The organism is Tumebacillus lacus, from assembly GCF_026410385.1.
GTDB classification, from domain to species: domain Bacteria; phylum Bacillota; class Bacilli; order Tumebacillales; family Tumebacillaceae; genus Tumebacillus; species Tumebacillus lacus.
In genome coordinates, this window is the sequence record NZ_JAPMLT010000001.1 from 560,621 (window position 1) to 574,004 (window position 13,384).

General features: G+C 56.6%; 8 protein-coding genes. 1 reads left to right on the forward strand and 7 read right to left on the reverse strand.

The genetic code is table 11. The annotated features are described in order from the left end of the window. Positions 1-62: 62 nt before the first annotated feature. From OS242_RS02805 to OS242_RS02820, 4 genes are read right to left on the reverse strand one after another with little or no spacing between them, the layout of a single operon-like run. The gene (locus OS242_RS02805; RefSeq protein ID WP_267150125.1) at positions 63-260 is read right to left on the reverse strand and encodes a hypothetical protein; all 198 of its coding nucleotides are present in this window, start codon (positions 258-260) and stop codon (positions 63-65) included. Beyond that, a complete protein-coding gene (locus OS242_RS02810) occupies positions 257-697 on the reverse strand; it encodes an OsmC family protein (protein WP_267150126.1) in 441 nt (146 codons plus the stop codon). Before OS242_RS02810 ends, OS242_RS02805 begins: the two co-directional genes overlap by 4 nt. After that, complete coding sequence (locus OS242_RS02815; RefSeq protein WP_267150127.1) at positions 694-1,227, reverse strand: GNAT family N-acetyltransferase; 534 nt, start codon at positions 1,225-1,227, stop codon at positions 694-696. The genes OS242_RS02810 and OS242_RS02815 overlap by 4 nt, the downstream gene beginning before the upstream one ends. A gap of 45 nt (positions 1,228-1,272) precedes the next feature. Continuing rightward, positions 1,273-1,668 carry a hypothetical protein gene (locus OS242_RS02820; RefSeq protein WP_267150128.1) on the reverse strand — a complete coding sequence of 132 codons (396 nt, stop codon included), beginning with the start codon at positions 1,666-1,668 and terminating at the stop codon, positions 1,273-1,275. Between the two features lie 102 nt (positions 1,669-1,770). On the opposite strand from OS242_RS02820, the gene OS242_RS02825 reads away from it, so the two are divergent. Continuing rightward, positions 1,771-2,151 (forward strand): hypothetical protein, encoded by a 381-nt coding sequence (locus tag OS242_RS02825; RefSeq protein WP_267150129.1) that lies wholly within the window; start codon positions 1,771-1,773, stop codon positions 2,149-2,151. A gap of 48 nt (positions 2,152-2,199) precedes the next feature. Here the strand turns inward: OS242_RS02825 and OS242_RS02830 are convergent, their stop codons facing one another. From OS242_RS02830 to OS242_RS02840, 3 genes are all read right to left on the reverse strand, one after another. After that, complete coding sequence (locus OS242_RS02830; RefSeq protein ID WP_267150130.1) at positions 2,200-2,664, reverse strand: hypothetical protein; 465 nt, start codon at positions 2,662-2,664, stop codon at positions 2,200-2,202. Positions 2,665-2,689: 25 nt separating this feature from the next. Further along, complete coding sequence (locus tag OS242_RS02835) at positions 2,690-8,344, reverse strand: DNRLRE domain-containing protein (protein WP_267150131.1); 5,655 nt, start codon at positions 8,342-8,344, stop codon at positions 2,690-2,692. Between the two features lie 151 nt (positions 8,345-8,495). Further along, positions 8,496-13,073: a diguanylate cyclase gene (locus OS242_RS02840; protein ID WP_267150132.1), complete on the reverse strand. Its 4,578-nt coding sequence runs from the start codon at positions 13,071-13,073 to the stop codon at positions 8,496-8,498. Positions 13,074-13,384: the final 311 nt, after the last annotated feature.

Here is a 13,384-nt window from a genome sequence, read left to right on the forward strand (position 1 = left end):
TAAACGAGATGCCCCGTCAACGAAAAGATGCCCCGCCGGATACGGCAAGGGCTCTCTTCTCATTACCAAACTTTTTTGCGTTCTTCTTCCGGCTTGCCGGTGCGTCGCACAATGGTGTTCGGCGCGTCGTGATGCTGCCATTCAAAATGGCCGCTCTTCGCTTGGTCGCGCTTGGCGTTCTCTAACAGATAGCCGCAGCGCTGGCAACGCTCTGCGTGCGTGGGATTCTCTTCATAGCACTCTTTGCAAACGATCTTCATTCGGTCAGACTTCCCCCTACTTGATATTGCACGCCGTTCAGTTCATACGACATGCGGATCTCCGCGTTCAGCGATGCGGACGCCGAGCAATATTTTTCTTTGGAGAGTAAGATCGCGCGCTCGACCTTGTCCGGTGTGAGATCCGGGCCCTTTAAGATATAGTGCATGGAAATGCCAGTGAAACGTTGCGGCATCTCCTCCGACCGGTCGGCATCCAGTTCCATGCGGAACTCGTCGACGGTCATCCGCCCTTTTTCAAGGATCATCACGATGTCGATGCCCGTGCAACCGCCCAGGCCCATCAGCAAAAGTTCCATCGGGCGTGCGCCGGTGTCTTCACCGCCCGCCTCCGGTTTGGCGTCCATCGTCACCGGATGACCGGACCCGCCGGTCGCTTCAAACTTGCGCTTGCCCTGCCAATCGATCTCTACCTTCATACGTCTCCCATCCTCTCCTCAACGAGCGCGTCTCGAACATCGCGCCGGTCGACCTGCATCATTTCCATCGGCACGCCGTTTTGCGTAAAGGTGTGCACGGAGCGATAGCCGGATTTTTCATAACAGCGAAGCGCCTTGGCATTGTCGCGGCGCACATAGAGCCGCACCACTTGCACCTTCGGATCGGCAAACGCCTCGTCGAGCATCCGCTTCGTCACCGCCGTGCCCAATCCCCGCGCATGCAAGGACCGGTCGCCGATCAAGATCGAATACTCCACGATATCGCCGCCCATCGGCGTCTCCTTCAGCCCGGTTCGACCGACGAGACGCCCGTCGACCTCAATCGCAAAGTAGCGGGCGTGATCGCGGCTGAGCTTTCGTTTCCAATACGCCACCAGCTCGTCCAGCGTATAGGGCTCAAAGGGGCGCGAGTTGGCCACCTCATGCAACGCCCGGTCATTGTACCACTCCAGCAACGCCGGCACATCGTCCAGCGTGATCCGGCGGCAGTTCCACAGCAGCGTCTCCATCCTGTTCCACTCATGCTCCCTTACATCTGCAACATTCATTTGCCTCTATTCTACAGGAGTTTGTGCGGTTTTGGAACGCTCCTTTTCAATCTGTTCTATCAAATACAGATCGAGATACACCCGACCCCGTTTGCGGAAATGATGATTGATCGACCAGACGATGATCAGCACCGACAGGACCACCGCGACCTTCCAGCGGATCGACGTGTGCGGAAAATATTGATTGACCTGCGAGCCGAAGATCAAAAAGACGATCGGCGTCGTCGAAGCAAGCAGCGGGATGTTGCCGAGCATCTGCTGCTCGCGGGTCAGTTCAGCTCGGATCAGACGCAGTTCTTCGTCGGTTTTGCTGCGGTAATAGCGGTCGATTGCCAAAATAATGCCTTCCCGCTGCTTGAAATGGCGGTCCAAGATCTGCGGTCTGGTTTCCCGACTCTTCACACCTACCCGACTCCTTCCTTTGCCGTTTTCCAGCACTTGTTAGTCTGTTCTCACCGCACGATTTCCATGTGTTATACTTGTCGACGGAAGGAGGATTGCCTTATGGAGCCGTTTTTGCTCCCGCTCTCGATTTTATTTCTCGTCCTGAACATCGCGTCAGCCTTTACTGTCATCCGCCTGAAACCGACCGCCTACTGGCGGCTCGTCGGTGAACAGGGCATCTCGCATGTCTATTACCAATTCATCTGCGCCCTGATGGGCGGTTACCTGCTCCACGCGCTGAGCGTCGCCGCCACCGAACGGGTGCTGGCCATTCCCGTCGTCCTGCTCGTGCTCGACACGCTGGCCTTGATGCTGTTTTTCCGCCGTCTGCCAACGGAAGGCGCGTTGGCACGGTATTATCGTTTCGGGGTTGGTATGTATCTGTCGGTGATGCTGCACGTGGTGTACTATTCGGCCGCAGTGTGGCTGTTGCGGTCATAAAAAAGAGCATCGACCTGTGTATGTGTATACAGGCCGATGCTCTTTTTCTTATTTCTTCAACAGATTCTCGATCTCCCGCAGTCGCAGGAACTGTCTGTCATACTCAGCGCGACTCAGCAACTGATCATACAGAGCCTGTGCCTTTTCGTGCTGCCCGGTCTGCACAAAGGCGCGCACGGCAGTCATCAGCTTGGCATCATAGCGAAACTGCTGCTCGCCGATCAGATCAAACGCTTGACCGAAAGCTACGGCGGCCTCCTGATGCTGACCGCACTGTGCGAGCAGCCCTCCGACCTCCAGCCAGATGCCGGCGCGTTGAACCTCGGTGAGGCTCGGCAGTTGCAATCCGGCTCGCCACACTGCCAATGCCTTGTCCCTTTGCCGCAAGAGTTGATAAAAAGCAGCCTGCCGGGTCAGATCCTGATAACGAGCGGGCGGTTTGAAGAAAGATCGGTACACCCACAGCGACAAGAGACCGACAGCCACCAAGCTCCATGTGCTCTGTACAGACATCTCCCACCTCTCTCCTCTCTTTACCTTACCATCTGCTGATCATGCCCTTGAGCGATCTCTCGGCGCGGGTGATCGCATTGTCCACTGCGCGTCCAAGCGACGTGCGGTCAAATGCCCCCTCGAAGTTAGTCAACTTGTTGCCGGCCCCGAGGATCTTGCCGATCTGGGAAGTGACGCCGAACAGATAGCCGCCGATCGCCCCTTTAATGAAACCGATGACCGATTTTCGCAATACATGGCGCTCCAACAACGTGAAGCCTGCTCTTGCCGCCTTGTAAGCGAGACCACCGCCAATACCGCCGCCCATAAAGGTGAAGAAGACGTTGGTCAGCGTATTGGATCTCCAGTCATTCGCCAGCGAGCTGACGATGCGGTTGAACAACTTTTTCGTGGCTTCTTTCCAAGAAAGGTGCCCGTTCGGGTCGATGTTCATGACCGGGTTGTTATGCGCATACGCGTATTGGTTCAAGCTCAGCGGCACATCTTCCACGCCGTGGAACGTGTCTCGGGTGATGAAGCGGCCCGTGTTCGGATCGTAGTAGCGTGCGAGCAGGTAGTACATTTTCGTCGCTTCCTCGTAGCGATAGCCTGCATAGCGGTACGGGTTGGCCGATGCCATCGCACCGGACTGCGACAGGATGTTGCCCCATGCATCATAGCGGTATTCGGCCACGACGTTGCCGGCAGCGTCGGTCAATCCGGTCACGTCGCCGTGCCCGTTGACATGATAGTAGTACGTCTGCCCCCCCTTGGTCATCGTGACCGGGTTGCCTTCCTCATCCCACGTATACTCGGCGTTGATCTGACCGTTCGCATCAGTCTCGAACATCACCTTGGTGCCGTTGTAATGGAATTTAGTCGTGCCTGCAGAAGTGGTCGCGCCGATGCGCTTGCCTTGGTAGTCATACTCATAAGAAGCGATCACCGTGCCTTGCGCGTTCTTCACTTGGGTCAAACGATTCCCTGCATCGTACACAAAGGTGTTCGCCCCGTTATGGGTCAGATTGCCGTTGGCATCATATTGATATGCTTGGCCGTTGACGGCGGTCAGTTGATTGCCGGCGTCATAGGTGTACGCGGTGGCGGTGACCGCAGTTCCTTTGGTCACTTCTTTCTTGGTGCGGTTACCGACCGCATCGTACACATAGCGGATGGCGGTGCCGTCCGGATGTGTCTCTTTCAGCAGTTGATGCAACGAATCATACTCGTACGCATAGTTGCCCGTTTCGGTCGCGATACCGATGATGTTGTCATTTGCATCATAGGAGTAGGCGTGCGAGTTGAGCACCGCACCGTTGACCGTGTAGTTTTTCAGCGCTTTCAAGCGATTCGCTTCATCATACAGATACGAGGTGTACGATCCGTTGGAGTAGATCACAGACGTCACGTTGCCGCGTTCGTCATAGATAAACTTCGCTTGCTTGACTCCGTTTCGCGCCAAGGCGGTCAGTTGGTTCAGCGGGTTAAACTCCGCGCCCGCCGTGACGCTGACCGTGCCGGACGTCATCTTGACCGAGGTCTGGTTGTTGTTGTCGTCAAAACCGAAGTCCAGTTGGTTCGCGCCGGTCACCTGTTGGATCAGGCGGTCGTTTTTGTCATACACGAACGAAGTGGTGCTGCCCGCCGCATCGGTCACGCTCGCCAAGGAGCCGCTCGGGTGGTACGTCGCGCTCCACTTTTTCACCCCGTTGTGATAAATACCGTCCACGAGGTTGCGGGCGTTGTACGATTGACCTACCGTGTTGCCCGACGGATAGGTCACTTTCGTCTCATTGCCGTTGCGATCATACTCCATCGAGATCGACTGGTTGAGCGAGTTTGTGATCTTCGAGAGCAGGTTCCATTCGTTGTACACATAACTGGTCGTGTTGTTTTTGGCATCTACCATCGACGTGCGGTTGCCCGTTCCGTCGTATCCGTAGGACGTGATGCCGCTGTTTGCGTCGGTGACCTTGGTCAACAGGTTGCGGCCTTCATATTGATAGAAGGTTTGCGCCCCTTTGCCGTCCGTCGCTGAGATCTTGTTGCCGACCGCGTCATACGACGACTTGAAAGTCGTTCCGGCCGGGCTTTTCTCTGCGGTGATGTAGTTGCCCGCTGCATCGTAGGAATAGGACGAGTGCGACGCCCCCTGCTCAAAACGAACGGCATCGAACAGCGCGGCACCGGTCTGATTGTAATAATAGTAGTAGACGTCTACCGATTGGAACGCTTTTTGCGCGGTGACTTCCGCAGCGACATGCTGCCAGTTGGTATCCGTCTTGTCGAACGCATTGGCGTTTGTCCAGTCTGTAGTGCCGTCAGCGTGGTTGATCGCCACTTGCATGTTGTAGTAGCCGCCGTTCGGATCAGCCCCGGTCTGCTTCGACCACCCGGACAGAGTAAAGCGTTCTCCCGCTACTCCGGAGAGATTGATGCGTTGCTTGATAAATTTGTTCTTGCCCGCTTCTCCGGTCAATTTGAACGAATTGGCGCCTGCATAGGCGTTGTCATCGCCGCTGACAGATTGCACGAGACTGTCATTGGCAGACAGGTTGCCCGAGTGAGTCCAGAAGTCCGGCATTTTATCTACGTTGGCATCGAGTTCAAAGCTGCTGTTTTCCAGCAGGTTGTACGCGCTGAGCACAGTGCCTTTTTCCAATTGAATGCCGTCAAAGTGCGCCGTGCCTGGACCTGCATTCATGCCGACCGCCACGCGCACCTTGGCCGTATTGGCCGGAGCGTTGTCGACCACCGCTTGCAGACGGGTCCAGTCATGCGTGCCCTTCATCACAAAGGACTGTTGCTGGCCGAGCCAGTTTTGGTTGGTGTCGAAGAACTCCAGTTTGACCAGAGCCCCGTTGGTCACGCCATCCAGTTTCATAAAACCGCTCACCACGTATGGCGTACCCGCGGTGTACGGGATCATGCTGTCAGAAGCCGCGAGTGCCCAGCCTGTCGGGTTCGAGATCGAAACCGACTTGGTGCCGTATTTGCCTCCCGCCTCTGTGGTGATCGTCGCCGTCTTGCCCGGCTCGATCTGTTTCGACCAGTTGTCCGGCCAGTTGTCCCCGTTGCCGTCCTGCTCAAAGCTGGAGTTGGTGACGAGGTTATCCGCGACAGACATCGCATGCGTCGTATAGTCGATGTTGCCGTTGGCGAGGTAACGGTTGGACGTGGTCTGCGCATACGCGTCGCTCGCTTCCGTCTGATTGCTGCGTGCATCGTAGGCGAACGAGCTGACGTTGTTGTTAAAGTCCTCGACGCTCGTCAAATCGTTTTGGCCGTTATATCCGTAGTCCGCTCGCTGGCTACCCGGCAGTTGCACCGCCGTCACGTTGCCTTTCGCGTCGTAGGAATACACGTACGCTTCCGTGCCGCCGTTTTTGTTTGCGTTCGGGTCTTTCACCTGTGTCAGGTTGTTGTTGTTGTCGTACGCGTAGGTCGTGACCGCTTTATTCGCCTCATCCAGCGGGTTTTCGATGGTCTGGACGACGTTGCCGTTGGCGTTGTACGTGTAATCGATGCGCTTGCCTTCAGCGTCTGTGACAGACGTGATCAGGTTTGTCATGTCATAGGCGTACGTGGTCGTGCCGGTCTGTTTCACAGTGCCGATGGTGATCGGGCGAGCGACCGTCGTGACGCGGTCGTTTGCGTCATAGGTGTACGTCGTTGCGTAGCCGCGCGCGTCGGTCAGCGCGGTCATGTTGCGGTTGGCATCATATGCGTAAGAAGTGGCGGCGTTTGCAGCGTCTACCTTCTTGCTCAGGTTGCCCGTCGCATCGTACTCATAACGGGTGATGCGATTCGCCGGGTCGGTCAGCGTCGAGACATAGCCTGCTGCGTTGTAAGCCAGCGTCGTGGTGCGGCCCGAGGCATCCTTGACCGAGGTCAGCTTGCCCGATGCGTCGTATTGGAAAGTGGTCGCGTTGCCGTTCGTGTCGGCGAGAGAAGCCAGCTTGCCGGACGTTGCAAAATTGATGGCCGTGCCGTCCGGTTTGGTGATCACGTACGTGCCGTCGGCGTTCTTCACCAGATCGAGGTACACGCCGCCATTCGCTTTATAGACGCCGTCAGCTCGCTGACCGAAAATGTGGCGGGTGCCGTCTCCGTCGATCAGGGTGATCGGACCGCTGCCGGAGTCGACCAGTTGCATGTCCCAGTTGGTTTGCCAGCCGTAGCCGAACAGCCCGGCCACTGCCATCCGGCGGCTGTTGTGCGTGCGTTTCAGTTCGACCGGAACACCGCGACCTTGAATCGACAGGTCGGTCTCCTGAAGCACGAGGTTGCCGTTCGAAACGTTTACGCCGTCCTTACTGTAGCCCCAGAACTCTTCCAAGCCAATCGCGTCCACCGTGTACGTGATCGTCAGGCGCGGCGTGTTGTTGCCCGCGTTGACCGAAGTGAACGTGCGGTACGGCGAGGTCGTCTCATTCTGCTGTTTGAGCAGAAATCCGTAGTTCGGCGTCACGCCGTTGTACCAGTCCTTCACCAGTTGGGTCGCATACATCGTCCAGTAGGCGTTTGCCGTGTAATTCGTTGTGGTGGTCTCCGCCGTCGTTTTGATCTCCGGCTGCGTGTTCCACGTGGTGTTGGAGCCCCATGCGGAGGTGATGCGGTGCAGGTCGATCGACGTGTTGGTCGCGTCCGTTTTCTGCTGGTAGAGGTTCAGCGTCGCGCTGGAGATTTTCGCGTCGCTCGGCATGCTGGAGAGATAGAATTGCGCCAGAGAGCGAGTCGCTCCAAAGTACCCGTGGTAGCCGGTCGTCAGGAACGTCTCCGAACCGTAGCTCGCATCCGGGAAGGCCGAGGAGATGAACGTGTCGCGCAGAACATCCCAATTGTTGATCGTCGGATCGATGGTGACCGGGAACTTCGTCGTCTTGTCTTGCAAGAACGCCGCATCCGGTGTCACATCAACGTATGTTTTACCGTTTGCTTCGCGGAGGTTCATGTCGACTTTTTGCGAGTACTTGCCTTCCGCGTCGGTCATGAACGGTTTTTCAAAGTACCACACCTTCTCGCCGTTCTGATCGGCCAGAGCGATGGTCCCGTCCTTTTCAACCGTCGCCTTGACCCCTTTTTGCTTCAGTTCGAAGGAGAACGTCGCTTGCTTTGGCAGCGCGTGGAGGATCAAGTCCTCTTTCACGCCCTCGCCTTGTGCTTGGTAGCGGACATCCGCATTTTCAAATGCGCCCGCATATGTGATCTCATCGCCTTTGACAGCACCCTTCGCTTGCTTGGCACCGACCGGGATCAGCCCGACGCTCTTGCCGCCTTTCTCCACGGAAACCAGTTCGTTCGCTCCGCTCTGATCGGCGAACCAGATGTTAAACGCATTGGAGCCGTTGACAAACCCCGTTTTTTGATTGCTTGCTTTCAGCTTGTTGTCGATCTTTTTCCATTCTTTGCCCGATGCGTCGAGATAGTGCTGCGCCTCCAGGGAGATCTCTTCTGTGAACGAGCCGTCCGGGTTTAGATAGGTGGTCGAGTATTTGGTTCGCTTGCTGGTCAGCTCCAGTCGTTCTTTCGGGAGCTTGTTCGGCATCTCGCCGATCACCGCGTTCATAGCCGATTGATCACCCTGACTCTTGATCGCGCCGGCCGCTTCTGCGTTCGGCGTGCAGGCCGCATTTGCCACCAGACAGGTCGAAAGGAATAACGACAAAAACTGAGATGAGGACTTCCACTTCGATGACAACGTTATTGTACTCCCTTCGATGTTGAGTTTCGCGACTTAATTGTTGCTTGCCATTAATTTAACACCACTTCCCAAAACACAAAATCCCTAAAAAATTGGCAACTCCAAACAAAAAAAGAGACACCCATAACCGGGTGTCCCTGTCCGAACTTTATACATTTTCATGCTTTTTGCACGCGAGTTGGTGCTCCCGCTCCACCGCCTCCTGCTCCATTTCCCAATGGCAGACGATGCGGTTTTTCCCGGTGCGTTTCGCGTAGGTTTCCGCTTGGTCCGCCTTCTCGATCAGGTCGAGCGCGTCCTCCGGTTGGTCCATGTCGCAGGACGCGACACCGATGGAGCCGGTGACCCGGTAGCGGTCGCCTTCGATCTGGATGCCGCGCAACGCTTGCAAGATCCGTTCCGCGACGATCTTGGCCGACGGTCCGTCGGTGTTGGGCAGGATGACGATCATCTCCTCGCCGCCGAAGCGGCCGACCACGTCGACGTTGCGCACCGACTTGACCAGCGTCTTTGCCACCATGCGCAGCACGCGGTCGCCTTCGTTGTGCCCGTAGACGTTGTTCACTTTGGAGAAATCGTCCAAGTCGATCATCAGGAACGACAGGTCGACGCCGTAGCGCTTGACCTTGTTGAACTCCTCACCGAGCCGCTTCATGAAGTAATTGCGCTGATAGAGCCCGGTCAAGTTGTCGGTGATCATCACTTCATACATGATCGCGTTCTCCACGTTGGAGGAGACGAGCTGCGCAAATGAGGTGATGAAACGTCGGTCGCGCACCGTGAACGGGGTCTGCAACGTCAGTTTCTCCAGCACCATCACCGCGATCACCTGCTGATCGTGGGCAAAGACCGGCAGACCGTACAGATAGGCCCCGCGCCCTTCCCGCTCGACCGGTCGTTCCAACTCGATCACCTCGGCGATCAGAGCGTCGACCTCCGACGAGCTGTGCGAAATCGCTTGCAACTGTTCGTTCAGTTGCAACATCTCAACGCGGTCGCCGCCGAGCTTGACATACAGATGCAGATGGTCGAACAGAAGGTTCTCAAACGCGACGGCCGCGAGGTTTTCGCAGACCGTCTTGACCATGATCGACGACGAGACGCGGCGAATCGCATCGAGCAAGATCTCGTTGTCGGTCAGCGTGTCGATCATCTCTTGCCGCTCGCGGGCGATGGTCAGCGCCCACTCCTTCAGCCGGACGCCGCCGTCGGCGATGGCCAGCGCTCCTCTGGGATTGTCCTCGCGCACTTCCGTCTGCATCTTTTCGATGATCCGGTCGGCCGATTTGACCATCTCCTGGTTGGTCTGACGCATCAGGCGGTCGATCTCGATGAGACGATTTTGCTGGTTGAGCTTGCGGAAGCCCATCAGCGCCCGCTTGTAGTTGAGGTTGGCCAGCACGAACTGGTGGGTGAGCTGATACAGACGTCCGAGATAAAAATGCGCCCGGGCGAGGTAGCCGACATAGCCGGTGTTGTGAATCAGCTTTTGCACCGACAAGGCGATCTCCAGCCCGTCCTGCCAACGACCCGTCTGCAGATACGCCTCGACGAGCAACATGTTGCGACGGATCCGCACTTCGGTCGGCACATCGGTCTGATCGATCAGCTCGACCAACTCCTCGACGACCTCTGCATAGCGGTGTTTCATCATGAAATACTGCGCGCGCAGATATTGGTGCTCGATCTCAAACTTGCGGTTCTTGCAGATCTGCTCGACCACCGGCCACATCCGGTCACAGCAGCGCTCACGGCCCTGCTCGACAAAGCTGCGGAAGCGGTTCAAGAACGAGAACTCGCGCATCTTTTGCTGTCCGGTCCACTTCGTCTTGCGCACCAGCGCGTCGATCACCTGCTCCGCCTTTTTGTAATCCTCGATGAACAGGTAATGCTCGATCTCGTTTTGCATCAGATAGGTGTCCGACTCTTTAAAGACGGACGTCCCCGTCTCCCGCGCCAGTTCGATATACCGCTGCGAGTGATACATATCCCCGAGCAAGCGGTAGATGTCGACGAGATTGATATACGCGATGGCCTCTTTGCTCTTGTCCCCAAGCTCAAAGGCGAGTTGCGCCGACTGCATATAATAATCTTTCGCCCGCAGCGGATCGGTCTCTTGGAAACCGATCGCCATCGAGTTGTAGATGCCGACGAGGAAATTGCGAAAATTGTGGTGCTCCGCCAGCGAAGCCGCTTCATGCAGATAGCGGGAGCGCTGCTCCCACGGCACGCCGGGCACATAGGTCAGCAAGACCTGCAGGTTGTACAGCCAACTCACATAATCGCGCGGCTTCATCTCTGCCCGCAACTGTGTTCCGTGCGTCGACTGGTACTCCTCCATCTCCTGTATAAACCCGTAGTTCCCGTCCACCTCGATGTTGTAACTGCCTTTGATCACCATCAGATTGAGCCGTTGTTTCGGCTTGAGCGGTTCGGACGACCGCAGCCGCTGTTCGATATAGTCCAGATACGGCTTGATCAAGTGGAAGCGGCCGACGTTGCAATAGATCATCGACAAGGAGATCAGCACCGTGAGTTGCTTCGTCCGCTCGTACAACTCGCTGTAAACGCGGGCCGACTCCTCCAAAAAACCGAGCAGCCGCAACAGCCGCGCCTGGAAGGTAAACAGGGAGTTGGGGCAGACGCGATCCTCCAGGTGCCCGTACAACTCAATCGCCTTGCGAATATGCGCCTCCGCCTCCGCCAACATCTGGCGTCGGAAACAACGGCGGCCGCCGACGATGTTGAGCAGGATCGCCTGCTCCCAGACCTCGCCCTTTTCAAAATGATGGGCGATCTCCAGATATTCGGCCGAGCCGACCTCGACCAGACACTGGGCGAGCTTGCGATGCAGCCCGCGGCGCGTGTCCGGCTCGATGGCGTTATAGATATGCAGTTTGACGTTGTTGGACGGGAAGCGGTAGAGGTTGCTCGTCTGCAAGACCAGACCTTGCTCCTCCAGAAAATGCATCACTTCCAACGCCTCTTGCACCGAGTCAAGCCCGACCGCCTTGGCGATCGCCTCGTGCACGAACGCGCCTTTAAACAGCGACATCGCTTGGCAAACCTCTTTGGCCAGCGGGTTCAACCGGTCCAAGCGGAACAGGATCAGCGACTCCATCGACTGCGGGATGTCCAACTCCTCCACGCTGCCGGGCACCATCCGCCAGTGATACCGCTGCAGATAGATCTGCTTCGTGTCGGCAAGGTACTCGATCAGTTGGAACACCTGCTCCAGCGAGCCGCGGGCATGGTGATTCAGCCACTCAATAAACTCATCGCTCAAGAAATCGGCATCGCCAAACCGCGACAGCACGCATTCGCGCATCTGCGGCAACGGCAGCGGATCAAGATGCAGATGGTCGGAGAACAGATCGGTGAACGGCCCCTCCGGCTCCTCCGTCACCCCGATCAAACCAAAGGCGATCGCTTCGTGAGCGATCAACTTTTTGAAAAATTTCATCGAATCGCTGTCGAGCAGATGCACGTCATAGATCTCAAACACCATCGGCTCGCCGTAGGTCTCGATCACTTCGCAGAAAAACTCGAACAGCATACTGTCTGATTCATACATCTCCGTCTGAGTCGTCTTGTCGGCAGCCAGCATCTCCCGGTACTCATACGCCACACGCGGCAACACCGGAGCCAGTCGCCGGACATACATCTCGCCCAGCCGGTTCAGCGTCGGCACCGCCGAACAGAGCATGAACATCTTGATCGCGAGGTCTTCCACCGCGGCGAACGACATCTCTTTGGCGTTGCAAGAGATACTGGAGACGCGGTCCATGTAGCGCCCCGACAGCTCATAAATCAGCCGCTTGCGGCCGACGCCATGCTTGCCGCTGACCAGCATCGCCTGACGCTTGCCCGCGATCATCCCGTCATAAAACTCGGAGAGTTGTTTGGCCTCCTGATGACGGCCGGTAAACTCCGCCGAGAAGAGATGTTGGGCGCCGATCACACAGCGCTCCTGTCCGGGAGCCGTCACATTGTGCTCGCCGATCATGCGGGACAGCTCATCGACGATCTGCCCGATCCATTGGATGCGCTTCGACGGCTTCTGATTGATCATCGTCAGTACGAGGCGGTCCAACTGAGGCGGGATGTGTTCATTGATGCGGGACGGCGGGTGCAACGCCCCGTCCTCGTCGCTGAACGGATAGCGGCGGGTCAGCAGCCAATAAAACAGCACGCCGAGGTTGAAGATATCGGTGCGCGCATCCAGAGGGCTCATCGTCAGCGTCTCCGGAGCAAACACCTGCATCGGCTCCCCATTTCCGCAGGCATTAAACAAAGCCAGCGGCGAATCGGTCACCATCGTCAACAGACGGATCTCCCCGTCCGGCAACACCCACACGTACTCCGGCACGATCCCGCCGTGCCACATCGTCTTCTCGTGCAAAGCGGCGACCGCGTTGCACAGAGAGATCAGCACATGGAGCGTTTCCGGCAAGGACTTGTCCGCCAGATAGTCGAGCAAAGGCCTGGCGCCGTCCACCGGCTGATAGACCAGAAACGCCGCCTCTCCCTGCGAATAGACATCAAGAAGGCGCAACATCGGCAACGCCGGGTCCTGAAACAGATGCGCACGCAGGCGGATCTGTTCGAAGCGCAAAAACGACACGAGCGGAGTGGGCAGACGCAACACCAGCACCCGCTCCTCCGTCTCGTTCTTCACGCCGTGCATCAGGTCGCCAAAATGGCTGCTGTGGCTGATGAGGTCCAAGAGAGTATATCCTGTATCGACAAATGTGTCTTCCCAATCGGTCATGGAACATCACATCCATTTCTTCCGTCGCAATCTCATAGATAATCTTAACACAGAAATTAATAAAAGTCATACACAGACTGGGGATGCTTACAAATTGAGGCGTAGAAAAATTTGAATCAGCGTATTTACATACCATCAACATCATACCCTTCGTCAAAGCTTCCGTGCAAATAGGTCTAAAGTCCCTCTTTCGCCCAAAGTCGAAAAAAGTTGCGGTTTGTTCACATATTTCCAAGAAAACAAGTGTGGGGTTTTTTCAAGACGCA